The following is a 25455-nucleotide window of genomic DNA, read 5'->3' as shown; positions in this document are numbered from 1 at the left end:
GCAAAAAACGCTGCGCGGCGGCATGATACGCGTTTGCGCAACCAATGCAATGGTTAAATTTAACGCAAACGTTAACGCATCTTGCGCAGAAAAACTACCGGCGTAAACTAGGCGCTAATGAGATGCGGCGAGCGTTCGCCGATCGTTTTTGAACGAGAAAAATTGCATGACTGACTTATTTGCCCAGGCAGACCAGACGCTCGACGCGCTGGGGCTGCGTTGCCCGGAACCGGTGATGATGGTGCGCAAAACCGTGCGCCATATGGACAACGGCGAAACGCTGCTGATTATCGCCGACGATCCGGCCACTACCCGCGATATCCCGGGGTTCTGCCGCTTTATGGAGCACACGCTGGTGGCGCAGGAGACCGAGCAGGCGCCATACCGTTATCTGTTACGTAAAGGTGTATAGTTTTTAATCGTCTCGTAAGATAAGCTCCCTGCGATTGGGGAGCGTTCGAAAGGGACAAACGATGATGAGTATTTTACTACTGCCTACGGTTGCCAAGATGGAAAATGAGGAACACACACAGGGCTATGAGCGCTGGTTTCTTGAAAGAGTTCAGGAAGCCATGGATGAGCCGTGGCCCGGTATTCCTCATGATGACGTGATGGCTGAAATGGATGCTGTTATCGCTGCTGCAGAAGCCAGGATCAACGCGAAGCAGGCATAATGCTCAACATCGAATGGACTCGAGCCGCACGTCAGGATCTGGCGGAGATTGTGGGATTCATCGCCAACGATAACCCTCTGGCGGCCAGAAAAATGAAGGTTCTCATCATGGAGGCCGTCACTCCCGCCGCCAGGCATCCTCGAATTTTCCGGCGTGGCAGAGTGGACGGCACGCATGAAATCCCCTTGCATCCCCATTATCTCCTGATTTACCAGGTGCTGGAAACTCACATCCGGGTGTTGCGGGTATTACATACGCGCCGACAATATCCTTAGTATCTTCGCTGCAATCGATAATGGCGGGTTCCCATTGAGGAACCCGGTCTGGCGTCACGTTATTGGCGCTTTCTCAACAGCCGCAGCGCGTTGGCGGTGACCAGCGCGGTGGCGCCGGAGTCCGCCAGCACCGCCAGCCACAGCCCGGTTAACCCCAGCAGGCTGGTGATCAGAAAGACCCCTTTCAATCCCAGCGCGATGGTGATGTTTTGCCGGATATTGGCGTGGGTGGCGCGCGAGATGCGGATCATTTCCGCGACGCCCACCAGCCGGTTGTGGGTCAGGGCGGCGTCGGCGGTTTCCAATGCCACGTCGGTGCCGCTGCCCATGGCGATGCCGATGTTGGAGGCTTTCATCGCCGGGGCGTCGTTGATGCCGTCGCCGATCATTGCCGTCGGGCGCAGTTCGCTCAGTTCGGTAACCGCGGCGACCTTATCTTCCGGCAACAGACCGGCGCGATAGTCGAGGCCCAGCTCGCCGGCGATCGCCGCGGCGGCGCGCGGGTTGTCCCCGGTCAGCATCACGCCGCGAATACCGAGCGCGTTCAGTTCGGCTATCGCCTGTTTGGCGTCGCTGCGCAGCGTATCGCGCAGCGCCAGTAAGCCGATGGGCGCGCCGTCTTCCAACACCACCACCGCCGTTTTACCGGCGTTTTCCAGCTTGTCTACCTGGCTCTGCCATTGTGTGGCGAGCAGGCCCGGCGCCAGCTTGCCCGGCGCGCTGATCAGCACGGTCTTGCCGTCCACGATCCCTTCCACGCCGACGCCGGCCAGCGCGCGGCGCGCCTGCGCCAGCGGCTGCTCGGCCCCGCTGGCGGCGGCGCGGTTGATGATCGCTTGCGCCAGCGGGTGATGTGAACCGGCCTCTACCGCGGCGGCAAGCTGCAACAGCCGTTGTTCGGTGAGCGCGCTGATGGGCAGCACGTCGGTGACCGTCGGCTTGCCTTCGGTCAGGGTGCCGGTTTTATCGAAGGCGATGGTTTGAATCTGGCCCAGTTGCTCCAGCGCCGCACCGCCTTTAATCAGCGCGCCGCGCCGCGTGGCGGCCGCCAGCCCGGATGTGATGGCCGCCGGCGTCGAGATCACCAGCGCGCATGGACAGCCGATCAGCAGCAGCGTCAGGCCGCGATAGATCCAGGTCTCCCACGGCTGCGAGAACAGCAGCGGCGGCACCAGGATCACCGCGACGGCCAGCAGCATAATGGCCGGGGTGTAGTAGCGGCTGAAGCGATCGAGGAAGCGTTCGATCGGCGCGCGGCGCTCTTCGGCCTCTTCAATCAATTGCAGAATGCGGTCGATGGCGTTTTTGCCGGGCTCTGAGATCACCTTCATCTGTGCCGCCTGATCGACGGACAGGCTGCCGGCGGCCACTTTTTCCCCCCGTTGGCGCTCGACCGGCACCGATTCGCCGGTCAGGGCGCTTTCGTCGAAGCTGGCGAACGGATTGAGCAGCTCGGCGTCGGCCGGCAGGCGCCCGCCGGGCGCGATTTCAATCACATCGCCAGGGCGCAGGCTGGCGACCGGCACGCGTTTGCGTTCCGTGCCTTGCAGCAGCAGCGCATCTTCCGGCACCAGCTCCATCAGCGCCTTCACCCCGCGCCGCGCACGGTTGGCGGCGTAGGATTCCAGCAGCTCGCCAACCATAAACAGCAGCAGCACCATCGCCGCCTCGGCGGTGGCGCCAATGAACAGCGCGCCGATGGCCGCCACGCTCATCAGCGTTTCGATGGCGAACGGCGTGCCGGAGCGAATCAGACGCAGCGCCTTGGCGGCGACCGGCGCCAACCCGACCAGCGTGGTGGCGATAAAGGCGATGCGACCCAGCTCCGGGTTAATCCGATCCAGCACCCAGCTGACCACCATCAGGGTGGTTAACAACAGCAGCGGCGCAAATTCGCCGAAGCGTGAGGTTTTCGGCGCGGCGGCTTTGGCGGTCTGAGCGCCGAGCAGGGTAAAACCGGCCTGGGCGACCGCGTCCTGGATCCGCAGGCTGATATCGGACTGTGCGTCGACCACCAGTTTTTCGGTGGCGAACAATACGCGTGCGCTGTCAACGCCGGGGAGCGCGGTGACGGCATTTTCGATTTTCTTGGCGCAGCTGGGGCAGTCCATACCGGTGACTTTCCAGCTGAAACGTTGGCTGCCGGAAGGGGGAGCGGCGGCCAGCCTGTCGCTTTCCTCGTCCGGATCGTCGTGTGCGGCGGCGCAGCAGCCGCTCTCGCCATGATCGTGATGGTGATGGGCGTGTTCGGTCTGCGCAGCGGCGTTTTTCGGCTCGCTGCTGCAGCCATGCTGGGTTTTGCTGTGGCTGTGGTTGCAGCCGCATCCGCCTTCGGCGTGGTGATGTTCCTGATGATTATGATTTTGCTGATTGTGCATAACGTCCCCCTTCGGGCAGTTAACCGGGTTTGCTCAGCTGACTCTACACCCTGGAGTCCACTCCAGAGTCAAGCGCCGGATGAGAATTATTGCTAACGGCGTACGGGCGTTATGGGGGGATTCATTCAATAATGAATAATGCGAATTTTAATCTATTGCTTTTTCTTATTACCTATTTCGAGAAAAAGTCTCGCCGCCGTTAGTTTAAATAAGAAAATAATATTCCTATAGAAACTAAAAAGTCGCCCGGTCTAATAATAAAGAGTTATTTATCTATAACGCGTTAGCAAAATTTATCTTTTTGCGCCTGATTAGCCAGCATGATTCGCTTGTGTCTGCAAGCCGCATTGCTATTGAAGTTTGGTGCCAACTTCTCCTCTCTAAGTTTCATTTGTTTTGTAAATAAGCGCAAAAAGTAGCATAACAAACTTTCGTTGCGATAATAAATGGTTGATTATTTTATGTGCAGTTTTGCGGTCCTGCCTATAATTGGAATCGATTACCATTTTTAATGGTGATCTTATTTGCTGATATATATGCATTAATTCTACCAAACACACTGCCGGCAACGGCGCATAAGCCCCTTCCAGCAAGCTTAAGGTTCATTAACCGTGGCTTACGGGGAGGTTATGTCTATCTGTCTGATTGATATCAATCAGGTAATGAGTGGAATCGAACCAATGCAATCTACTAAAAAGGCAATTGAAATTACTGAATCCAACTTCGCGGCCGCCACAACCGGCTACGATGCTGTAGACGACCTGTTGCATTATCATGAGCGGGGCAACGGGATTCAGATTAATGGCAAGGATTCATTTTCTAACGAGCAAGCTGGGCTGTTTATTACCCGTGAGAACCAAACCTGGAACGGTTACAAGGTATTTGGCCAGCCGGTCAAATTAACCTTCTCCTTCCCGGACTATAAGTTCTCTTCCACCAACGTCGCCGGCGACACCGGGCTGAGCAAGTTCAGCGCGGAACAGCAGCAGCAGGCTAAGCTGTCGCTGCAGTCCTGGGCCGACGTCGCCAATATCACTTTTACCGAAGTGGCGGCCGGACAAAAGGCCAACATCACCTTCGGTAACTACAGCCAGGATCGTCCCGGCCACTATGATTACGGCACCCAGGCCTACGCCTTCCTGCCGAACACCATTTGGCAGGGGCAGGATCTGGGGGGCCAGACCTGGTACAACGTCAACCAGTCCAACGTGAAGCATCCGGCGACCGAAGACTACGGCCGCCAGACGTTCACCCATGAGATTGGCCATGCGCTGGGTCTGAGCCACCCGGGCGATTACAACGCCGGTGAAGGCAACCCGACCTATCGCGACGTCACTTATGCGGAAGACACCCGCCAGTTCAGCCTGATGAGCTACTGGAGCGAAACCAACACCGGTGGCGATAACGGCGGTCATTACGCCGCCGCTCCGCTGCTGGATGACATTGCCGCCATTCAACATCTGTATGGCGCCAACCTGTCGACCCGCACCGGCGACACCGTGTACGGTTTTAACTCCAACACCGGTCGTGACTTCCTCAGCACCACCAGCAACGCGCAAAAACTGATCTTTGCGGTGTGGGATGCGGGCGGCAACGATACCTTCGACTTCTCCGGTTATACCGCTAACCAGCGCATCAACCTGAACGAGAAGTCGTTCTCCGACGTGGGCGGCCTGAAAGGCAACGTCTCGATCGCCGCCGGTGTGACCATCGAGAACGCCATTGGCGGTTCCGGCAACGACGTGATCGTCGGCAACGCGGCCAATAACGTGCTGAAAGGCGGCGCGGGTAACGACGTGCTGTTCGGCGGCGGCGGGGCGGATGAGCTGTGGGGCGGTGCCGGTAAAGACATCTTCGTGTTCTCTGCCGCCAGCGATTCCGCGCCGGGCGCTTCAGACTGGATCCGCGACTTCCAGAAAGGGATCGACAAGATTGATCTGTCGTTCTTCAACAAAGAGGCGCAGAGCAGCGATTTCATTCACTTCGTCGATCACTTCAGCGGCGCGGCGGGTGAAGCGCTGCTGAGCTACAACGCGTCCAACAACGTGACCGATTTGTCGGTGAACATCGGTGGTCATCAGGCGCCGGACTTCCTGGTGAAAATCGTCGGTCAGGTAGACGTCGCCACTGACTTTATCGTGTAACGCAGCAACGGAGCGCCCGGCGCAGTCTCGGCCGGGCGTGATGTGGGAGCCGGTATGAAAGGTACTTTAACGCGCGCCGCCCTGGCGGCGGGAGGCATGATGGTGACGAGTGCGGTGATGGCCGGCAGTCTGGCGCTGCCGACCGCGCAGTCGCTGGCGGGGCAATGGCAGGTAGCCGACAGCGAACGGCAATGCCAAATCGAGTTTCTGGCCAATGAGCAAAGCGAGACCAACGGCTACCAGCTGGTGGATCGGCAGCGTTGTCTGCAAAGCGTATTTGCGGCCGAGGTGGTGGGCTGGCGCCCGGCGCCGGACGGCATCGCCCTGCTGCAGGCGGATGGCAGCACGCTGGCGTTCTTCTCGCGCGACGGCGATCTGTACCGCAATCAACTGGGTGCGGGTGATGCCCTGACGTTGAAAGCGCTGGCTTGATGAAGAAACGGGTTCGGCGCGCCGAACCCGCGGCAGGTCTCTACAGGTAGAGCGAACGCACGATCAGGAAGTGGCCGGAGAAGTAACAGAAAGCCACGATGGCGTCCGCCGCGCGGAAGGTGAAGCGGTAGCGGTTGAGCAGCCAAACCACGTTGGCCAGCAGCAGCAGCGAGGTGCCGGTCAGCAGCGAGAAGCCGAAATCGGTGCTGCGCAGGAAATATTGCTCGCCCGCCAGCCAGACCATCAGCAGCGTCATCGCCACATAGGTGACGATCGGCCAACGCATCTCTTCCAGCCGGGTCCAAAGGGCGGCCAGCAGCAATGCGCCGATCGCCAGCAGCGCCAGCGGCAGCGGCCAGAACAGACTGAACGTCATCTGGCTGGCGAAACTCAGGGTGTACAGCAAGTGGGACAGGAAAAAGGCGCCGATGGCGTACAGCACCCGCTCGCGCGGCAACAGAAGCAGCGCATCGCCGATCAGCGTTGCCAGCAGGCCGAGTACGATCAGATAGCCCGCGGCGCTGAGCACCGGTGCCTGCCAGGCCAACAGCAACAGCAGCAGCAGCGTGACGGGTTTGAACACCCAACGCTGCCAGCGCGGCCCACGGTAAGAGGCGTCGACGAACAGCCAACCGGAAAAGAATACGGCAAGGAACGGCCAACTCATTTATGTCTTCCTTATGTAGGAGGGAGCCGCAACCACCGGCTCCAAACTGTCACCCATGTCACTTCTTCATTTCAGTGTAGGTAGCCTGCCGACGATCGACAATGCTTTCTTGCGTGTGTGCGTGCGGCGGCCAGTCTGATGGGCAGTTTCTCTTGTGAGTGGCATTCTGGCAAGGGGGAGTATGCGCTATCGCATTTTGAATTAAAAAAACAGCGAGGGAGATATTCCCCCTCGCTTTATTATTAGCTGCGGTGTCACGGCACTATTTCTGCGTGGCGATTTTTGCGATGACTTTTCCAAACTCCTCCTGCTGATGCTTTCTTTTTAGGATGGTGCTGGTTCTATCAACGCCGCCAGATTTGATTTGCAACTTAAATGATTGAGGCTTGTCTTGTATCAGCGTGACATCGCTTATTGGAATGATGAATGTTTCGGCATATAGCGCCGGCGTGATAATCAATTTATCCTGTGAGAGGCCGATCATTATGCGGTTTTCCAAGCGGGATGAATTGATCAGTGCTACCACCCCGACGGCAACTATCAGCCAACCGACGTTGATACCGATCAGGCCGATAACGATGCCGAGGACGATACATAATATCCCGGATAATGAAAATTGCTTCAAATTGAACCCCAGGCTGACATCAAGCGGAGGGGGAACATCGGCGTTGAAGGGCGTCAATCCTCGGTTGTAACGCCATTCATAGCTGAACAAATAGCCGATGAAGAAGATCATGCTCAACGGCAACATCAGGACAGTGCTGATAAAGGCGAGCACGCGGCCCGCTTTTGGCGCTTTAGATAAGAGCAGCAGGCTGATACCTTGCATAGGTATTGATATTGCAAATATAATAAGCAGTATTGAAATGAATTCGTCGAGAAGTTCTTCTTCGTAGCTCTCAACCAACCCATCCTGAGATAAATAAAGAACGATGACCGTCGCCACAGCGATATTAATCGCCAGGCCGGCCCAAGCCAGCTTGCTGATTTTCATTATGTCAAATTCCATTTTTAAGTTTGATTGTTTAGCTGGCTTTTATATTCTTCGTTTTAGGAAATTAAATATGCCGCTGATTTCAGGTTAGCATAATAAATCCATCACTTTCAAATGGAGGCGTATCCTGAGCGCCGTTCTTATTTTGGGAGGCCAACATTCGTGGATTAACGCTCCGGGATAAAAGGGAAGGGCACACCAGGCATACGGGAGTGTGCTATGTTTACGCCGATTTGACCGTGAAGGAAATGGGAAACCGATGAGTAAGCCACCGCTATTTTTTGTCGCCGTCATTGCGTTGATCGCCGTGCTGGCCACGCAACGTTACTTCAAACAGCGCCAGCAGGAGGCGGAAAACGATCGCGCGCCGATGCGCAGTCTGCAGGTGACGGTGAGCGACAAACGCGCGGTGCCGGTCGCCAAGACCCGTGCGCCGCAGCGCGAGCCGTTGGTCAACGAGCCGATGTATTACGAGGTGGTGTTCAGCCCTAACCAGGGCGGTGAAGACATTACGCTGCGGCTGAAGCAATGGCAGTACAACCCGATAGAAAAAGGCGCGCAGGGCACGTTAAACATGCAGGGCACGCGCTTCGTCTCGTTCACCGTTCAGCCGTAGCGGTCACTTTTTCTTGATGGGCGGCTGTTTCTTTTGCCAGGCCAGCAGCTCGAACACGCCAAAGATAAAGATCTTGGCCTCTTGCCAGTAGCTGATCGGCTGATCCTTCGGCTGGGTGGATTTCAACAGCACCAGCTGCAGGCCGTGCATCACCACCATAAAGAACAGCGCCACGTCGATGAAATACTTCAGCGGCTTGGGAAACGGATGGAACAGGTTAGAGAGCAGGAAGCCCCACACGCACAGCATCAGCAGGCGGCCCAGATTAATCAGCATGGTCGGTTTTCTCTTGCGAACGAAGATAAAGGCGATAAGCCACCTGGCCGGCGACCTTCTCCCGGTGCAACTGCCAGCTGGCAGGCACGTCCGCCGCGGCGCTTTCCGCCTCGGCTTCTACATAGATCCAGGCCTCGTCGGCCAGCCAGCCCCGCTGCTCCAGCAACAAGACGGTTTCCGCCAGCAGGCCTTTGCGAAACGGCGGATCGAGGAACACCACGTCGAACGGTTGACCGTCGCCCGCCAGCCAGCTCAGCGCGTTGGTGTTGATAACCACCCCTTTGCCCTGCAGCAGCGCCAGATTTTTTTCCAGCTGCTGCGCCACCGGCCGCTCGAATTCCAACAGCGTGGCGCTGCCGGCATAGCGCGACAGCGCTTCCAGCCCTAATGCGCCGCTGCCGGCGAAGCAGTCCAGGCAGCGCGCGCCCTGAATCACCGGCGCCAGCCAGTTGAACAGGGTTTCGCGTACCCGATCGGTCGTGGGGCGCAGCCCCGGGCTGTTCGGCACCGGGAGCTTACGGCCGCGCCATTGGCCGCCGATGATGCGGATCTGTCCGGCTGCGGCCTGGGGCGGTTTTTTGGCCGCCGCCCGTGGCGAGAGTCTTGTCATAAGCGTTGTTTGATTTCTTTTGCGGCGCGGGGCCGCAGAGGTCAATGAAAAGTTGTCCCTATTCTACCGGTGACGGGCGTCGGGGGGAACGGTAAAACTTTGTTGTCTGATTTCACACCGGAAAGCATGCCGGATGCGTGTTGCTGCGCGAGGGAAAGTGATAGACTCGGCGGATTATTGTCAGCATATATCCTTCAGGTATGTAGGGTAAGCGAGCCTTCGGTACGGAGTAGAGTCATAACATGGCAAAAGATAAGAAACGTGGGTTTTTCTCCTGGCTGGGCTTTGGCCAGAAGGAAAAGGAAGAAGAGCAACAGCAACCTGAGCAGCCGGTAGAGCAGGCGGAAGCTCAGGCCGCGGAGACGCCGGCTGCACCGGCCGCCGCCAAGCTGGACGACAAGCTCCCCGCCCAGGAATCTGAACCTGCCGCCTCCGTCGACACCCCGGGAGAGTGGGATAACGGTCAGGCCGGCGAGCAAATCGCGGAAAATTTGCCGGCGGCGGCTGAACAGCCGGCGGCGCAAGCGCTGGCCGAAGAGATCGTCAGCGTCACCGAACAGGTGGCGGTGCAACAGCAACCGGTCGTTGAACCTGAGCCGGTCGTTGAGCCTGAGCCGGTCGTCGAGCCTGAGCCGGTCGTCGAGCCTGAGCCGGTCGTCGAACCTGAGCCGGTCGTCGAACCTGAGCCGGTCGTTGAGCCTGAGCCGGTTGTTGAGCCGGTGCCGGTCGTTGAACCTGAATCCGTGCCGGAAGTGGAAGAAGAACCGCTTGAGCCGGTGGTGCCGGCCGCGGCGCAAGAGCAGGAGCGCCCGACCAAAGAAGGCTTCTTCGCCCGCCTGAAGCGCAGCCTGCTGAAGACCAAACAAAACCTCGGCTCCGGTTTTATGGGGCTGTTCCGCGGTAAAAAGATCGACGACGATCTGTTCGACGAGCTGGAAGAACAGCTGCTGATCGCTGACGTCGGCGTGGATACCACGCGCAAAATCATCACCTCCCTGACCCAGCACGCCAGCCGCAAACAGCTGAAAGACGCCGAAGCGCTGTACGGCAAGCTGAAGGAGGAAATGTCCGAAATTCTGGCCAAGGTCGATCAGCCGCTGGATGTCAGTGGGAAAACCCCGTATGTCATCTTGATGGTCGGCGTGAACGGCGTGGGTAAAACCACCACCATCGGCAAGCTGGCGCGTCAATTCCAGGCGGAAGGCAAGTCGGTGATGCTGGCGGCGGGGGATACCTTCCGCGCCGCCGCGGTGGAGCAGCTGCAGGTGTGGGGTGAACGTAACCGCATTCCGGTGGTGGCGCAGCATACCGGCGCGGATTCCGCTTCTGTGATCTTCGATGCGGTGCAGGCCGCCAAGGCGCGCGGCATCGATGTGTTGATCGCCGATACCGCCGGCCGTCTGCAGAACAAATCGCACCTGATGGAAGAGCTGAAGAAGATCGTCCGCGTCATGAAAAAACTGGACGACCAGGCCCCCCATGAGGTTATGCTGACGCTCGATGCCAGCACCGGCCAGAATGCGGTCAGTCAGGCGAAATTATTTAATGAGGCCGTGGGCTTAACCGGCATCACGCTGACTAAACTGGACGGTACCGCCAAGGGCGGGGTGATCTTCGCCATCGCCGATCAGTTCGGTATCCCGATCCGCTATATCGGCGTCGGGGAAGGCATCGAAGATTTGCGGCCGTTTAAGGCTGACGATTTTATTGAGGCACTTTTTGCCCGAGAGGATTAATACGGATGATTCGCTTTGAACAGGTCAGTAAAGCTTATCTGGGCGGACGGCAAGCGCTGCAGGGGGTTGATTTCCATCTGCGCCCGGCGGAGATGGCGTTTCTGACCGGCCATTCCGGCGCGGGGAAAAGTACCCTGCTGAAACTGATTTGCGGTATCGAACGGCCCAGCGCCGGCCACATCTGGTTTGGCGGTCACGACATCAGTCGCTTGAAAAACCGCGAGGTGCCGTTCCTGCGTCGGCAGATCGGCATGATCTTCCAGGATCACCACCTGCTGCTGGATCGCACGGTGTATGACAACGTGGCGATGCCGCTGATCATCGCCGGCGCCAGCACCGAAGATATCCGCCGCCGCGTTTCCGCCGCGCTGGACAAGGTCGGTTTGCTGGATAAAGCGAAAAACTTCCCGATTCAGCTGTCCGGCGGTGAGCAGCAGCGCGTGGGCATCGCCCGTGCGGTGGTGAACAAGCCGGCGGTGCTGCTGGCGGATGAACCGACCGGTAACCTGGATGATGCGCTGTCGGAAGGCATTCTGCGCCTGTTTGAAGAATTCAACCGCGTCGGCGTGACCGTACTGATGGCGACGCACGACACCGGGCTTATCGCCCGCCGCAATTACCGCATCCTGACGCTGAGCCAGGGCCGCATGCAAGGGGGCGCTCACCATGGCCAATAACGCAAAAACCGCCAAGAGCAAGGCGCTGCGCGGCGGCTGGCGCGAACAGTGGCGTTACGCCTGGATGAACGCCATCAAAGACATGCTGCGTCAGCCGTTGGCGACGCTGCTGACGGTGATGGTGATCGCCATTTCCCTGACGCTGCCGAGTGTGTGCTACATCGTGTGGAAAAACGTCAGCACCGCGGCCAGCCAGTGGTATCCAACGCCGCAGCTGACCGTTTATCTGGATAAATCGCTCGATGACGACGCCGCGCTGAAAGTGCTCGACGCCATCAAGGCGGAAGCCGGCGTGGAGAAGGTCAATTACCTGTCGCGTGAAGAAGCGCGCGGCGAGTTCCGCAACTGGTCGGGCTTTGGCGGCGCGCTGGACATGCTGGAAGAGAACCCGCTGCCGGCGGTGGCGATCGTCACGCCGAAGATGAGCTTCCAGAGTTCGGATACCCTCAACACCCTGCGCGATCGCGTAGCGGCGGTGCAGGGCGTGGAAGAAGTGCGTATGGATGACAGCTGGTTTGCCCGCCTGGCGGCGCTGACCGGGCTGGCGGGCCAGATCGCGGCGATCATCGGCGTGCTGATGATCGTGGCGGTGTTCCTGGTGATCGGCAACAGCGTGCGTCTGAGCATCTTCAGCCGCCGCGACACCATTAACGTGATGAAGCTGATCGGCGCCACCGACGGCTTTATTCTGCGGCCGTTCCTCAACGGTGGGGCGATGCTGGGTTTTGCCGGCGCGCTGCTGTCGCTGGTGTTGTCCGGCGCGCTGGTGTGGCAGCTGGAGTCGGTGGTCGCCGGGGTGGCCAAGGTATTCGGCACCACCTTCACCTTGCACGGGCTGGGCTGGGATGAGGCGCTGCTGCTGCTGATCATCTCCGCGATGATCGGCTGGATCGCCGCCTGGCTGGCGACGGTGCAACATTTACGCCGATTTACACCACAGTAAGATTTTTTTGGTATACTCTTCTCCTGCTGCTTTTGATCGCGTTGCGGGAGAAGAGTGACCTCAAGCGAAGTCAGCACCATCCCTCTCTTCTTAGCGCACAAATTCCCTATCGGCCTGCACCCTCGTCACGTATTGTCAGCAACAATGCTTGCAAAAAAGGGTGAACTTTTAGGGCGGAGTACGGTCAAAAATTGCAGCAAATGTTAAGGTGCCCGGCGTGTGGAACCGCTTTTGCTTCAGCAACTGCCGTAGAATCAATCATTTCCCCGCTGTAATAATCACCTGCATGATTTTGTATTCTCATAGAGAGGGTTTGAATGACCAAAGAAATGCAAACTTTAGCCTTAGTACCCCAAGGTAGCTTGGAAGCCTATATCCGGGCAGCCAACGCCTATCCGATGCTGACGGCAGAGGAAGAGCGGGAGCTGGCTGAACGGCTGCATTATCAGGGCGATCTGGATGCCGCTAAGCAGCTCATCCTGTCTCACCTGCGCTTTGTCGCTCATATTGCCCGCAACTATTCAGGCTATGGTCTGCCGCAGGCGGATCTGATTCAGGAAGGCAACATCGGCCTGATGAAAGCCGTTCGCCGCTTCAACCCGGAAGTCGGCGTGCGTCTGGTTTCCTTTGCGGTGCATTGGATTAAGGCGGAAATCCACGAGTACGTATTGCGCAACTGGCGCATTGTGAAAGTGGCGACCACCAAAGCGCAGCGCAAGCTGTTCTTTAACCTGCGCAAAACCAAACAGCGTTTGGGCTGGTTCAACCAGGACGAAGTGGAACTGGTGGCCCGTGAGCTGGGCGTCACCAGCAAAGACGTGCGCGAGATGGAATCGCGCATGGCGGCGCAGGACATGACGTTCGATCCGACTCCGGACGACGAGGCCCGCGATGGCCAGTCGATGGCGCCGGTGCTGTACCTGCAGGACAAGAGCTCGGACTTCGCCGAAGGCATCGAGGAAGATAACTGGGAAAGCAACGCCGCAGACAAACTGGCCTATGCGCTGGAAGGTCTCGACGAGCGCAGCCAGCATATCATCCGCGCCCGTTGGCTGGATGACGACAATAAGTCGACGCTGCAGGAGCTGGCCGATCAGTACGGCGTTTCCGCCGAACGCGTGCGCCAGCTCGAAAAGAACGCCATGAAGAAACTGAAAATGGCGATCGAAGCCTGAGTCGATGCGAGATTCGATAAAAAAAGCCCGGCAAGCCGGGCTTTTTAGTGCCTGAAATTCGGCGTTATGGCGCCACGGTGGCGAAGTCCGGCGCCGGGCAGTCGTAGCCGAATTTCGCCGCCCACGGATAACGGGTGCCGGTGTTGATATAGCGCTGATAAAGCGCCCGGCCGGTTTTGGCATCGCGTTTGATAACCCAGCTGGCGGCGTTACACAGCACGGCGGCATAGGCCTGGCTCTTCGGCGGCAGCAGATCGGCCGCCTGTTGCGCCAGCCCCACCGCCTGCCAGCGATAGTGCAGGAAACGGTTGTCTTCCTCCGGTAGCGCTGCCTTGGCGCGCGCCGCTTCGGCGCTGTCGATCCAGCTTTTATGCTTCAGCTCGCGGGTATCGAACGCATCCCCCAGATAGGAATAGCCGGCGCCATAGATGGCGTAATCCGGCGTCATCTCATAGCCGGTAAACTCCAGCCCCTGGGCGCGCAGCAGGTTGGCGGCGCGATAGTAAGCCTGTGCGCGCGCCAGCGGCGCAGCGGATTTGTCCTTGGCGGCCTTCAGCTCGTCGGCGAACTGCTGCGCCGCTTGCCGGTAGTTGGGGATATCGAAGTAGGCCAGCGCCTCCGGCGATCGCCCGGCGCGCATCAGCCGCCGCGCCAGCAGTTCGCGCAGCTGCACCTCCGGCGTGATCTGCTGGCCGCCGTAATCGTCCGGATTAACCGGCTTGAGCGGCGTCGTCGGCGCCGGGGCGTGCTTATCGACAAAGCCTTTCAACTCATCGACGGTCAGCACCCGTTCCGCCACGTCGGCCACGTCGGCCCAGTAGAGCGCTTTGCCGCGATACAGCAGGTCCATCGCCTGCAGATAGTCGCCGCGGTTCAGCGCCAGGATGGCCTGTTCGCCGGCCACCCGGCACTCGGGCACGATGGTTTCCGCGACGAAGTCGGCGTTGCGCTGTTCACCCCAGCTTTCGTCGGCGGGGAACGCGCTTGCCGCCTTGGCGTAGGCGGCGGTGGCGGCTTTCACGTCACCGTCGCGCAGCGCCATTTTGGCGCGCAGCCACCATGCGAGGCCGCTGTCGCCGGCGTTTTTCAGCAGGCTCGCCGCCATCGGGTACTGCCCCGAACGGTAAGCCAGCGCCGCCAGCCGATCGCTGCCGGCGAAGCCGCTTTTCACTGAGCCGTCCAGCAGCGTCAGGATCTGGTTGATGATTTGCGCGGAGCGGCCGTTGTCGTCGGTATCCGCCATTTGCAGGTTGCCGCTGCGGGCGAACAGCTCAATGGTCACCAGCTGCTGGATCAACGGATCGCCGATAATCCGTTTCAGCGTGTCCAAATGGTCGGGGTTGACCAGGAAGCTGGAGACGTACTGCAGCGACTGCCCGCCGCTCGGATCGCCCTGCGCCGCCTGTTGCGCGTACAGATGGGCGGCGGGGGCGACGTCACCCAGCCACAGGTGGATGCGCGCCTGCTGCCCAAGGCTGCTCAGCGCCAACTGATCGGGATCGGCGGCGCCGCTTTTCACCCGGTCGATCACCTGCTGGAATGCCGTCAGCGCCTGTTCAAGCGCGGCTTTTGGCGGGTGCTCGGCGGCGGGGGCCGCTTCACCGGATTCGTTTACCGGCGTCCCGTGGTCAGCCATCAGTACGCGGCCAAGCGAATACTGCGCCCGCAGTCCCCAGTCGCCCTGCTCGGCGGCCGGTAGCTTCAGCACCTGTTGGAAATAGTCTGCGGCGCGCGGATCGTGGCTGGCGAAAGCCACGGCGCCCAGTTGATAGAGACGCGCGGCGTTGGACAACCCCTGCGTATTGACGGCGTCAGCCTCTTCCACCGTTTTGGCGGCGCGCATTTTGCCTATCGCTATCGTTTCCGGCGATTGCGGCATCGGTTTCGGCGGCATCGGCGGCGGCGGGGCTTGCCAGTGCGGCAACTGTTTATCCATCGGCACCAGCCGGCCGGCTTCGAAGGCGAAATTGCCCTCCGGCATATACAGCAGGGTGCCGTTGCGATCGATCAGCAGCCGGTTAGGAAAATCCGGGCCGCAGGCATAGCCGCCCAGCGGCAGTGCGGCGCCGATCAGCATGGCCAGCGGAAGAAGGCGGCGGGTGTTCCGTGCCGCGCGCGAATCAAGGTGTGACAAGGGTGCCTCCTGGCGTCAGTTGTTGGCAGCGCAGCCAGCCCAGCGGCCGGGATTGCCCGGCGCGCAGCTGGTCGCTGCTGATGCGAATAAAGCGTTGCCGTTGCGGTGCGGATTCCAGCCGGTAGTTGCCGACCGCGTCCGCCGCCAGGCAGTCGTCGGCGCGGATGACCACCTCTTGCGGCAGCGGGGCGTCCACCGGCCCGTTGTTATGAATTATCAGATCATACAGCCCGTTTTGCTGCGGCTGAGGCCTAAATTTTACCTGCCAGTCGACATTCAGCGGCCGCCGTTCGATCACCGCTCGTAGCGTGGCGAGCGACCAGGCGCGCCGATCGTCCGCCAGCGGCAGTCGGAACCAAATCACGCCGCGCAGCCGGGGCGGCGTTTGCTGCGCCAGCGTTTGCAGAAAATCGGCGATCTGCTGCGGCGCGACCGTCAGTTCGCGGCCGTTGCCGGCCACGCGCAGCGAGGATTCGCTCTCCACCTGCGCGCCTTGCGCATCAAACCCCAGCAGCGCCATGCCATAGGCCGGCAGCGCGACGCGAAACGGTTTCGGTGTGACGGCGGCGTACTGCCGCACCCAGCGCAGCGCCAAGGGGCCGTCAAACAGCCCCTGCTGCGGTGAGAGCACCGCATGCACTTGCAGAACGGAACTGTCGGCCTGTTGCAGTACGCCGGGCAAGTTGGGCGAGCCGATCCAGGCCGGCAGGGCGGTGATGCCGAGTTGCAAAGCGGCGGGCAGCCGTTGGCGCAGCCGCTGTAGAAAGCGTTGGTAGTCCGGCAGGCGAGCCGTGGCGGCGTCATGATCGATCTCGACGCCGGTGACGGGCAGCCCGGCCGCCTGCCAGCGCTGGGTGATCGCCAGCAGACGCTGGATAATGGCTTCTTGGTCCAGCTGCGGCAGCTGGCCGTCGAGGCGCGCTACCAGCCAGAGCGGGCGGCCGTCCCGCTTCAGCAGGCTGAGATCGGCCGGGATTTCCCGCCAGCCTTCGCGTGGATGCACCTGCAGCGCCAGCACCCGCAGCGCGCCGAACAGATCGCGGCTGCGCGCCAGCGCATCGGCGTGTTGCGGCGTCCAAACCCGCTGCCAAACGTAAACCTGCTGATCCCAGCCTGAGGCCTGGCGCAGCGCCTGCTGACGCCCGGCGAACCAGGCCGCCAACCCCAGCGCAATCAAGACCAGCGCCGCCAGCCGGCGTTTCATTTTTGCCAGAGATCGCCCTGCGGCGCGAAGCCGCAGGCGCGCATGAAGTTATCGACTTCCCCACGTTCGCGCGGCGCCAGACCGGCGGTCGACAGCTGCCAATGGGCGACCTGCGGCAGCTGACGCTGTGCATCTTGCACCAGGTAAAGACCGACGCCGCGGCGGCGCGTCACTTCGCGTACCAGCAGATCCAGCAGTTCGGCGCGGTCGTCCTGCAGCGCAATTTTCACCGCGCCCAGCAGACGCTCGTTGAAGCGGGCGGCGAACAGCGCCTTGCCGCCGCTCAGCCAGCTCTGCCACTGTTCCGGCTGCTGGTGCGGCCAAATTTTACCGAGGTCGATAAGGTCTTGCGGGGACAGCGCGGTCAGGCGCTCGATGGTCAGTTTCATGCAGAATTTCCGCGCAGCTAAATGATGCCGACAGTGTAATAGATCTTGTGCAGAGCGTTGTGTAAGTTTTTCTGTACGATTACTGTGCAATATGTTTTTTGCACGGGGCATTTTCCGAGTAAATAGTTAGTAAACGGATTGTTAACCAGCACAACGCGCTACGCCTCAAGGTAAACAGCGCAGATTTAATTCGAATTTTATCCTGTTTACACCGCTTGTTTCTGCCGGATGAAGTTGATTTGCAGCAGAAAATTCCTGTTTAATGGTATGAAAAATAAAGTCTTATTAGAAAATAATGCCAACAAAACGCCTAAATCATTATTACTTATAACAAAAGCGGTCAATAACGATCGGGCGCAGGCAAACACAACAGGTACGTTCACAACGACAGATGGGGATTTGCGGATGAAATTAACAACAGGTAAGGCACTGCTGGCGGGTTGTATTGCGATGGCCATGAGCCAGGCGGCCATGGCGAAAGACATCAAGGTGGCGATCGTCGGGGCAATGTCCGGCCCGGTCGCGCAGTATGGCGACATGGAATTTACCGGCGCGCGCCAGGCGATTGCCGACATTAATGCCAAGGGCGGCATCAAGGGCGACAAGCTGGTCGGCGTGGAATACGACGACGCCTGCGACCCGAAACAGGCGGTTGCGGTCGCCAACAAGGTGATCAACGACGGCATTCGCTACGTGATCGGCCACCTGTGCTCCTCTTCCACCCAGCCGGCGTCCGATATCTATGAAGACGAAGGCGTGATCATGATTACCCCGGCGGCCACCAACGCCGATCTGACCACCCGCGGCTACAAGATGATCCTGCGCACCACCGGTCTGGATTCGGATCAGGGCCCGACCGCCGCCAAATACATCCTCAGCGACATCAAGCCGAAGCGCATCGCCGTGGTGCACGACAAGCAGCAATACGGCGAAGGCCTGGCGCGCTCGGTGCGCGACAGCCTGAAAAAACAGGGCACCGAAGTGGCGATGTTCGAAGGCATCACCGCCGGCGACAAAGACTTCTCCACCCTGGTGGCGCGCCTGAAGAAAGAGAATATCGACTTCGTGTACTTCGGCGGTTACTACCCGGAAATGGGCCAGATCCTGCGTCAGGCCAAACAGGCCGGGTTGACTACCCGCTTCATGGGGCCGGAAGGCGTGGGCAACTCCTCACTGTCCAACATCGCCGGCGCCGCTTCGGAAGGCATGCTGGTGACGCTGCCGAAACGCTACGATCAGGTGCCTGCCAACCAGCCGATCGTCGATGCGTTGAAAGCCAAGAAGCTGGATCCGACCGGCCCGTTTGTCTGGACCACCTATGCCGCGCTGCAGTCGCTGACCACCGGCATGGAGCGCAGCGGCAGCCAGGAGCCGGCGGACATCGTCAAGGATCTGAAAACCGGCAAGCCGGTGGACACCGTGATGGGGCCGCTGACCTGGGATGACAAGGGCGATCTGAAAGGCTTCGAGTTCGGCGTGTTCGAATGGCATGCCAACGGCACGTCCACACCGATCAAATAAGCCATAATGATTAGGGTGGGGCGCAGCCCGCTGCGCCCGGCGGGTCGGCTTGCCGGCCCCGTCTCCCTTTACCCGCCGGTTCTCCCCCGGCGGGTTTCGCAGCCAAGGGTTCAGAGTATGTCAGAGCAACTCCTCTATTTTCTGCAGCAGATGTTCAACGGATTAACGTTGGGCAGCACCTATGCATTGATCGCCATCGGTTACACCATGGTTTACGGCATCATCGGCATGATCAACTTCGCCCACGGCGAGGTGTACATGATCGGCAGCTATGTCTCCTTTATCGTTATCGCCGCCCTGATGATGCTCGGCATCGACGTCGGCTGGCTGCTGATCGGCGCCGCGTTCCTGGTCTCGATCGTCATCGCCAGCGCCTACGGCTGGAGCATCGAGCGGGTGGCCTACAAGCCGGTGCGCAACTCCAAGCGCCTGATTGCGCTGATCTCGGCCATCGGCATGTCGATATTCCTGCAAAACTACGTCAGCCTGACGCAGGGCTCACGCGATCTGGCGCTGCCCAGCCTGGTCACCGGCCAGTGGGTGCTGGGGGAAAGCAACGGCTTCGCCGCCACCATCAGCACCATGCAGCTGACCATCTGGCTCGTGACCTTCCTGGCGATGCTGGCGCTGACGCTGTTTATCCGCTATTCGCGCATGGGCCGTGCCTGCCGCGCCTGCGCGGAAGATCTGAAGATGGCCAGCCTGCTGGGCATCAACACGGACCGGGTGATCTCGCTGACCTTCGTCATTGGTGCGGTGATGGCGGCGGTGGCCGGGGTGTTGCTCGGCCAGTTCTACGGCGTCATCAACCCTTACATCGGCTTTATGGCCGGTATGAAAGCCTTCACCGCCGCAGTTCTGGGCGGCATCGGCAGCATTCCGGGCGCGATGATCGGCGGCCTGGTGCTGGGCGTGGCGGAAGCGCTGACCTCCGCCTACCTGAGCACCGAATACAAAGACGTGGTGTCGTTCGCGCTGCTGATCGTGGTGCTGCTGATCATGCCGACCGGCATCCTCGGGCGTCCGGAGGTTGAGAAAGTATGAAACTCAATCTGCTCAATGCGCTGATCGCCACGGCGGTGCTGTTCGTGATGGCGTCGTTCCTGATGGGCATGCAGCTCAGCCTGGACGGCACCAAACTGGTGGTGCACGGCGCGGCGGAAGTGCGCTGGATGTGGATCGGCATCGGCTGCGTCATCGTCTTTTTCTTCCAGCTGTTGCGCCCGCTGCTGCAGCAGGGCCTGAAAAAGGTCTCCGGCCCGGCGTTCGTGCTGCCGAGCTTCGACGGCACCACGCCGCGGCAAAAGCTGCTGGCGGCTCTGCTGCTCGTCGCGGCGGTCGCCTGGCCGTTCCTGGTGTCGCGCGGCACGGTGGATATCGCCACCCTGACGCTGATCTACGTGATGCTGGGCCTCGGCCTCAACGTGGTGGTGGGCCTGTCCGGTCTGCTGGTGCTCGGCTACGGCGGTTTCTACGCCATCGGCGCCTACACCTATGCGCTGCTGAATCATTATTACGGCCTCGGCTTTTGGGAGAGCCTGCCGCTGGCGGGCATCGTCACCGCCGCCTTCGGCTTCCTGCTCGGTTTCCCGGTGCTGCGGCTGCGCGGCGACTATCTGGCGATCGTGACGCTCGGCTTCGGTGAGATCGTGCGCATTCTGCTGCTGAACAATACCGAGATCACCGGCGGGCCGAACGGCATCAGCCAGATCCCGAAACCGACCTTCTTCGGCCTGGAGTTTAACCGCAGCGTGCGCGACGGCGGCTGGGATACCTTCCATAACGTCTTCGGCCTGAAATACGATCCGAGCGATCGCATCGTATTTTTGTACCTGGTGGCGTTGCTGCTGGTGGTGCTGACGCTGTTCGTCATCAACCGCCTGCTGCGCATGCCGCTCGGGCGCGCCTGGGAAGCGCTGCGCGAAGACGAGATCGCCTGCCGCTCGCTGGGCCTCAGCCCGACGCGCATCAAGCTGACCGCCTTTACCATCAGCGCCGCGTTCGCCGGGTTTGCCGGCACGCTGTTCGCCGCGCGCCAGGGGTTCGTCAGCCCGGAATCCTTCACCTTCGTCGAGTCGGCCTTCGTGTTGGCGATCGTCGTACTGGGGGGCATGGGCTCGCAGTTCGCGGTCATTCTGGCGGCGATCCTGCTGGTGGTGTCGCGCGAGCTGATGCGCGATCTGAATGAATACAGCATGCTGCTGCTGGGGGCGCTGATGGTGCTGATGATGATTTGGCGGCCGCAGGGGCTGTTGCCGATGAAGCGGCCGCAGCTGAAGCTGCAGGCGGCGGACCTTCACGCGGGCAAGGGGGAACAGGCATGAGCGTTCAACCTTTACTGCAGGTGGAAGGCCTGTCGATGCGTTTTGGCGGGCTGCTGGCGGTCAACAATGTCGCGTTGACGCTCAATGAAGGCGAAATTGTCTCGCTGATCGGCCCCAACGGCGCCGGTAAAACCACGGTGTTTAACTGCCTGACCGGTTTCTACCGCCCGAGCGGCGGCACCATCAAATTGCGCGATTGCCATCTGGAGGGGCTGGCGGGGCAGGCCATCGCCCGTATGGGCGTAGTGCGCACCTTCCAGCATGTGCGGCTGTTCCGTGAAATGACGGTGATTGAGAACCTGTTGGTGGCGCAGCATCAGCACCTGAAAAGCGGCGTGTTCGCCGGGCTGCTGAAAACCCCGGCCTTCCGCCGCGCCGAAGCCGAGGCGCTGGCGCGCGCAGCGGAGTGGCTGGAGCGCGTCGGCCTGCTATCGATGGCCAACCGTTCGGCGGGCAACCTGGCCTACGGGCAGCAGCGTCGGCTGGAGATCGCCCGCTGCATGGTGACCCGGCCGGAGCTGCTGATGCTGGACGAACCGGCCGCCGGTCTGAACCCGAAAGAGACCGACGAGCTGGATCATCTGATCGTCGAGCTGCGCGATCGGCATAAGGTCTCGGTGTTGCTGATCGAGCACGACATGAAGCTGGTGATGGGCATCTCCGATCGCATTTACGTAGTGAATCAGGGCACGCCGCTGGCGCAGGGCACACCGGCGGAGATCCGCAACAACCCGGACGTGATCCGGGCTTATTTGGGCGAATAATAATATGTTGTCATTCAATCAGGTATCCGCCCATTACGGCAAAATTCAGGCGCTGCATCAGGTCAGTCTCACGATTAGTCAGGGCGAAATCGTGACGTTAATCGGCGCCAACGGCGCCGGTAAAACCACGCTGCTCGGCACCCTGTGCGGCGAACCGCGCGCCAGCGAAGGCAGCATTGTCTTCCAGGGGCAGGACATCACCCAGTGGCAAACCTCGCGCATCATGCGCGAAGCGGTGGCGATCGTGCCGGAAGGGCGGCGAGTCTTCTCGCGCATGACGGTGGAAGAAAACCTGGCGATGGGCGGTTTCTTCGCCGATCGTCACCAATATCAGCAGCGCATCGAACGGGTGTTCACGCTGTTCCCGCGCCTGCTGGAGCGCCGAAGCCAGCGTGCCGGCACCATGTCCGGCGGCGAACAGCAGATGTTGGCCATCGGCCGCGCGCTGATGAGCCAGCCGAAGCTGCTGCTGCTCGACGAACCTTCGCTTGGGCTGGCGCCCATCATCATCCAGCAGATTTTCGACATCATTCAGCAGCTGCGGGAAGAGGGCATGACCATCTTTCTGGTGGAGCAAAACGCCAATCAGGCGCTGAAATTGGCGGACCGCGGTTATGTGCTGGAAAACGGCCGCGTGGTGTTGGAAGATACGGGGGCTGCATTGTTAGCCAACGAAGCAGTGAGGTCGGCGTATCTGGGCGGTTAATCCGCCCCCCTACGAATTAAAATAATCAGGTACGAGAAGAAGAAATGAAGACAGAAGGGTTACTCGCGCAGCGCATCGTTAACGTAAAAAGTTCGGCCATCCGTGAATTGCTTAAGCACAGCAAGATGGAACACGTCATTTCGCTGGCGGGCGGCATCCCCTCTGATGCGTTGTTCGATTTCGAAGGATTGAGCATCGCCACCCAGCAGGCGATCACCGAACAGCCGAAAAGCGCATTCCAGTACGGCCTGACCGAGGGCAGCCCGCTGCTGCGTGAGCGCATTTGCGCGCTGTGCGCCGAGCGCGGCGTCACCGCGCGCGCAGAAGAGGTGATGGTCACCGCCGGCTCTCAGCAGGCCCTGGATTTGGTGATGCGCGCCATCGTCAACCCGGGCGACGTGTTCGTGGTGGAGCGCCCGACCTACCTGGCGGCGCTGCAAACGTTGGAGTTGGCGGAGGCCAACATCATGTCGGTCTCGTCCGACAGCGACGGCATGGTGGTGGAAGAGCTGGCCGAGCTGCTGAAAACCCAGCGCATCAAGGGCGTGTACGTGGTGCCGAACTTCGGCAACCCCAGCGGCATCACCCTCAGCGCCGCGCGCCGCGAACTGCTGGTGAAGCTGGCCGCCGAACATAACTTCCTGATCATCGAAGACGATCCGTACGGCGAGCTGCGTTTCACCGAAGAGCGCCACCCGACGCTGCATCAGGTGTCGCAGCAGGTGCTGGGCAACACCGACCACATCATCTATACCTCGACCTTTTCCAAGATCCTGGCGCCGGGCCTGCGTTTGGGCTGGGCGATCCTGCCGCCGTTCCTGCTGCATAAAGTGGCGATCATCAAACAGGCGGCGGATCTGCACGCCAGCGCCCTGTCGCAGAGCATCGTCGAATGCTACCTTGGCCTGGATCGCCTGCCGGCGCAGATCGACAAGATCCGCGCCGCCTATAAACACAAGGGCGAGATCCTGGCCGGTTTGGTGGAGCAGGAACTGGGCGACTACATCACCTTCGATAAACCGAAGGGCGGCATGTTCCTGTGGGCGCGTTTCCGCCAGCCGTTCAACGCCACCGCATGGCTGAACACCACGCTGCAGCAGGGCGTGGTGTTCGTGCCGGGGGAATACTTCTTCTCCGACAACCCGGATCGTTCGACCTTCCGCCTGTCGTTCGCCACCGCCACCGAGCAGCAGATGCAAGAAGCGGTCGCGCGCCTGCGCCGTTCGCTGTAATCCTCGCGGCGGCGGAGCCCATGCCCGCCGCCGACATCAAACCGCCATCTTCACTTCACCTTGCCGTCATGTGGCTGTCATCTAACGGTTATTTTTCTGTCATCCGCGCATGGCATGTTAGCTTCCGAACAAAAAACTGATTCTTTTCGCTCACGCGCTTTTACACCAGCTTTTTCAGGAGTTAGGCATGCTCACCTACGCTATTCGCAAAACCACGCTGTGCGTCGCATTGACCCTGGCGGTCAGCGCACAGGCGCTGGCGGCGACAGAAATCCCGTTCTGGCATTCGATGGAAGGCGAACTGGGTAAAGAAGTGGACTCTCTGGCGGATCGCTTCAACCAGTCGCACAGCGACGTCAAGATTGTGCCGGTTTATAAAGGCAACTACGAACAGAGCCTGGCGGCGGGCATCGCCGCTTACCGCTCCGGCAAGGCGCCGGCGATCCTGCAGGTTTACGAGGTGGGCACCGCCACCATGATGGCCAGCAAAGCCATCAAACCGGTCTATGAAGTGTTTAAAGAGGCCGGCATCAACTTCGACGAGTCGGTGTTCGTGCCGACGGTGGCCGGCTATTACACCGACAACAAGAGCGGCCATCTGCTGTCGCAGCCGTTCAACAGCTCCACGCCGGTGCTGTACTACAACAAAGACGCCTTCAAAAAGGCCGGCCTGAACCCGGACCAACCGCCGAAAACCTGGCAGGAACTGGCGGCGGATACCGCCAAACTGCGCGAAGCCGGCATGAAGTGCGGTTACGCCAGCGGCTGGCAGGGCTGGATCCAACTGGAGAACTTCAGCGCCTGGCACGGCGTGCCGTTCGCCAGTGAAAACAACGGCTTTGGCGGCACCAGCGCCAAGCTGGAGTTCAACCAACCGCTGCAGGTCAAACATATTGCGCTGCTCGAAGCGATGAACAAGAAGGGCGACTTCACCTATTTCGGCCGCAAAGACGAATCCACCGAGAAGTTTTATAACGGCGACTGCGCCATCACCACCGCCTCATCCGGTTCGTTGGCGGACATCAAGCACTACGCCAAATTCAACTACGGCGTCGGCATGATGCCGTACGACGCCGACGCGAAAAATGCGCCGCAAAACGCCATCATCGGCGGGGCCAGCCTGTGGGTGATGAACGGCAAAGACGCCGCCACCTACAAGGGCGTGGCCGAATTCCTGCAGTACCTGGCGCAGCCGGAAATCGCCGCCGAATGGCACCAGAAGACCGGCTATCTGCCGATCACCACCGCGGCTTACGATCTGACCAAGCAGCAGGGCTTCTACGACAAGAACCCGGGGGCCGACGTCGCCACTCGCCAGATGCTGAACAAGCCGCCGTTGCCGTTCACCAAGGGCCTGCGCCTGGGCAACATGCCGCAGATCCGCAGCGTGGTGGATGAGGAGCTGGAAGGCGTGTGGACCGGCAAGAAAACGCCTCAGCAGGCGTTGGACGCCGCCGTGCAGCGCGGTGACGTGCTGCTGCGCCGCTTCGAAGCATCGACCAAGTAATCCCGCGTCGCGGGCCCGTCTGATCGGGCTCGCGTCTTCACGCCGATCCTTCCGTACCCGATTAATGGTTTAACTGC

The 25455-nt window shown here is 60.3% G+C and carries 25 protein-coding genes; 17 read left to right on the top strand and 8 right to left on the bottom strand.

What is annotated here, in order from left to right; genetic code table 11:
* Positions 1 to 166 precede the first annotated feature (166 nt).
* The 3 genes from tusA to ITX55_RS21410 all read left to right on the top strand — a co-directional run bounded on the left by tusA (position 167) and on the right by ITX55_RS21410 (position 949).
* Positions 167 to 412, top strand: a complete 246-nt coding sequence (gene tusA, locus ITX55_RS21420; RefSeq protein WP_025304890.1) for a sulfurtransferase TusA — start codon at positions 167 to 169, stop codon at positions 410 to 412.
* Between the two features lie 61 nt (positions 413 to 473).
* Entirely contained in the window at positions 474 to 674 is a 201-nt protein-coding gene (locus ITX55_RS21415) for a stability determinant (protein WP_223524348.1), read from the top strand.
* Positions 674 to 949 (top strand): type II toxin-antitoxin system mRNA interferase toxin, RelE/StbE family, encoded by a 276-nt coding sequence (locus ITX55_RS21410; RefSeq protein ID WP_033645001.1) that lies wholly within the window; start codon positions 674 to 676, stop codon positions 947 to 949. Before ITX55_RS21415 ends, ITX55_RS21410 begins: the two co-directional genes overlap by 1 nt.
* Before the next feature lie 59 nt (positions 950 to 1008).
* Here ITX55_RS21410 and ITX55_RS21405 read toward each other — a convergent pair whose 3' ends face one another.
* Positions 1009 to 3327: a zinc/cadmium/mercury/lead-transporting ATPase gene (locus ITX55_RS21405; RefSeq protein ID WP_108680045.1), complete on the bottom strand. Its 2319-nt coding sequence runs from the start codon at positions 3325 to 3327 to the stop codon at positions 1009 to 1011.
* A 680-nt stretch (positions 3328 to 4007) separates the two neighbouring features.
* Here ITX55_RS21405 and ITX55_RS21400 point away from each other — a divergent pair.
* Both ITX55_RS21400 and ITX55_RS21395 read left to right on the top strand, forming a co-directional pair.
* Positions 4008 to 5471 (top strand): serralysin family metalloprotease, encoded by a 1464-nt coding sequence (locus ITX55_RS21400; protein ID WP_033652421.1) that lies wholly within the window; start codon positions 4008 to 4010, stop codon positions 5469 to 5471.
* A gap of 54 nt (positions 5472 to 5525) precedes the next feature.
* Positions 5526 to 5903, top strand: coding sequence for an AprI/Inh family metalloprotease inhibitor (locus ITX55_RS21395; protein ID WP_025304893.1), 378 nt, complete (start codon positions 5526 to 5528; stop codon positions 5901 to 5903).
* A gap of 40 nt (positions 5904 to 5943) precedes the next feature.
* Here the strand turns inward: ITX55_RS21395 and ITX55_RS21390 are convergent, their stop codons facing one another.
* Both ITX55_RS21390 and ITX55_RS21385 read right to left on the bottom strand, forming a co-directional pair.
* Positions 5944 to 6570, bottom strand: a complete 627-nt coding sequence (locus ITX55_RS21390; protein ID WP_033644998.1) for a lysoplasmalogenase — start codon at positions 6568 to 6570, stop codon at positions 5944 to 5946.
* 262 nt (positions 6571 to 6832) lie between these two features.
* Complete coding sequence (locus tag ITX55_RS21385; protein ID WP_145957781.1) at positions 6833 to 7564, bottom strand: hypothetical protein; 732 nt, start codon at positions 7562 to 7564, stop codon at positions 6833 to 6835.
* 259 nt (positions 7565 to 7823) lie between these two features.
* On the opposite strand from ITX55_RS21385, the gene ITX55_RS21380 reads away from it, so the two are divergent.
* Positions 7824 to 8180 (top strand): DUF2500 domain-containing protein, encoded by a 357-nt coding sequence (locus ITX55_RS21380; protein ID WP_089192358.1) that lies wholly within the window; start codon positions 7824 to 7826, stop codon positions 8178 to 8180.
* A 3-nt stretch (positions 8181 to 8183) separates the two neighbouring features.
* On the opposite strand, the gene ITX55_RS21375 is transcribed toward ITX55_RS21380, so the two are convergent.
* Together ITX55_RS21375 and rsmD are read right to left on the bottom strand one after the other, a co-directional pair.
* Complete coding sequence (locus ITX55_RS21375; protein ID WP_004934327.1) at positions 8184 to 8456, bottom strand: DUF1145 family protein; 273 nt, start codon at positions 8454 to 8456, stop codon at positions 8184 to 8186.
* Positions 8446 to 9066: a 16S rRNA (guanine(966)-N(2))-methyltransferase gene (gene rsmD / locus ITX55_RS21370; RefSeq protein ID WP_042783457.1), complete on the bottom strand. Its 621-nt coding sequence runs from the start codon at positions 9064 to 9066 to the stop codon at positions 8446 to 8448. Before rsmD ends, ITX55_RS21375 begins: the two co-directional genes overlap by 11 nt.
* A gap of 242 nt (positions 9067 to 9308) precedes the next feature.
* Between rsmD and ftsY the strand changes: the two genes are divergently transcribed.
* From ftsY to rpoH, 4 genes are all read left to right on the top strand, one after another.
* A complete protein-coding gene (gene ftsY / locus ITX55_RS21365) occupies positions 9309 to 10802 on the top strand; it encodes a signal recognition particle-docking protein FtsY (protein WP_223085371.1) in 1494 nt (497 codons plus the stop codon).
* Between the two features lie 5 nt (positions 10803 to 10807).
* Positions 10808 to 11479, top strand: a complete 672-nt coding sequence (gene ftsE, locus ITX55_RS21360) for a cell division ATP-binding protein FtsE (protein ID WP_004934337.1) — start codon at positions 10808 to 10810, stop codon at positions 11477 to 11479.
* Positions 11469 to 12422 carry a permease-like cell division protein FtsX gene (ftsX, locus tag ITX55_RS21355; protein WP_033636680.1) on the top strand — a complete coding sequence of 318 codons (954 nt, stop codon included), beginning with the start codon at positions 11469 to 11471 and terminating at the stop codon, positions 12420 to 12422. The genes ftsE and ftsX overlap by 11 nt, the downstream gene beginning before the upstream one ends.
* A gap of 317 nt (positions 12423 to 12739) precedes the next feature.
* Positions 12740 to 13597 (top strand): RNA polymerase sigma factor RpoH, encoded by an 858-nt coding sequence (gene rpoH / locus ITX55_RS21350; RefSeq protein ID WP_004934345.1) that lies wholly within the window; start codon positions 12740 to 12742, stop codon positions 13595 to 13597.
* 64 nt (positions 13598 to 13661) lie between these two features.
* Here the strand turns inward: rpoH and ITX55_RS21345 are convergent, their stop codons facing one another.
* From ITX55_RS21345 to panM, 3 genes are read right to left on the bottom strand one after another with little or no spacing between them, the layout of a single operon-like run.
* Positions 13662 to 15674 (bottom strand): hypothetical protein, encoded by a 2013-nt coding sequence (locus ITX55_RS21345; protein WP_370632725.1) that lies wholly within the window; start codon positions 15672 to 15674, stop codon positions 13662 to 13664.
* Between the two features lie 43 nt (positions 15675 to 15717).
* Complete coding sequence (locus ITX55_RS21340; protein ID WP_072626518.1) at positions 15718 to 16935, bottom strand: DUF3142 domain-containing protein; 1218 nt, start codon at positions 16933 to 16935, stop codon at positions 15718 to 15720.
* A complete protein-coding gene (gene panM, locus ITX55_RS21335) occupies positions 16932 to 17324 on the bottom strand; it encodes an aspartate 1-decarboxylase autocleavage activator PanM (RefSeq protein WP_033644987.1) in 393 nt (130 codons plus the stop codon). The genes ITX55_RS21340 and panM overlap by 4 nt, the downstream gene beginning before the upstream one ends.
* Positions 17325 to 17729: 405 nt before the next feature.
* Here panM and ITX55_RS21330 point away from each other — a divergent pair, with 405 nt between their 5' ends.
* The 7 genes from ITX55_RS21330 to ugpB all read left to right on the top strand — a co-directional run bounded on the left by ITX55_RS21330 (position 17730) and on the right by ugpB (position 25378).
* A complete protein-coding gene (locus ITX55_RS21330; RefSeq protein WP_004934358.1) occupies positions 17730 to 18845 on the top strand; it encodes a branched-chain amino acid ABC transporter substrate-binding protein in 1116 nt (371 codons plus the stop codon).
* A gap of 117 nt (positions 18846 to 18962) precedes the next feature.
* Complete coding sequence (gene livH, locus ITX55_RS21325; RefSeq protein WP_015376290.1) at positions 18963 to 19889, top strand: high-affinity branched-chain amino acid ABC transporter permease LivH; 927 nt, start codon at positions 18963 to 18965, stop codon at positions 19887 to 19889.
* Complete coding sequence (locus tag ITX55_RS21320) at positions 19886 to 21169, top strand: high-affinity branched-chain amino acid ABC transporter permease LivM (RefSeq protein WP_033652641.1); 1284 nt, start codon at positions 19886 to 19888, stop codon at positions 21167 to 21169. The genes livH and ITX55_RS21320 overlap by 4 nt, the downstream gene beginning before the upstream one ends.
* A complete protein-coding gene (livG, locus tag ITX55_RS21315; RefSeq protein ID WP_042783463.1) occupies positions 21166 to 21933 on the top strand; it encodes a high-affinity branched-chain amino acid ABC transporter ATP-binding protein LivG in 768 nt (255 codons plus the stop codon). The genes ITX55_RS21320 and livG overlap by 4 nt, the downstream gene beginning before the upstream one ends.
* 4 nt (positions 21934 to 21937) lie before the next feature.
* Positions 21938 to 22639 carry a high-affinity branched-chain amino acid ABC transporter ATP-binding protein LivF gene (gene livF, locus ITX55_RS21310; RefSeq protein WP_015376292.1) on the top strand — a complete coding sequence of 234 codons (702 nt, stop codon included), beginning with the start codon at positions 21938 to 21940 and terminating at the stop codon, positions 22637 to 22639.
* A gap of 44 nt (positions 22640 to 22683) precedes the next feature.
* A complete protein-coding gene (locus ITX55_RS21305) occupies positions 22684 to 23871 on the top strand; it encodes a PLP-dependent aminotransferase family protein (RefSeq protein WP_016929462.1) in 1188 nt (395 codons plus the stop codon).
* 187 nt (positions 23872 to 24058) lie between these two features.
* A complete protein-coding gene (ugpB, locus tag ITX55_RS21300) occupies positions 24059 to 25378 on the top strand; it encodes a sn-glycerol-3-phosphate ABC transporter substrate-binding protein UgpB (protein ID WP_004934396.1) in 1320 nt (439 codons plus the stop codon).
* Positions 25379 to 25455: the final 77 nt, after the last annotated feature.

This window comes from Serratia sp. EWG9 (assembly GCF_019913725.1).
GTDB lineage: Bacteria > Pseudomonadota > Gammaproteobacteria > Enterobacterales > Enterobacteriaceae > Serratia > Serratia ureilytica.
The sequence above is the reverse complement of the archived record's forward strand: the minus strand, read 5'-3'. Positions and strand labels throughout refer to the sequence as shown.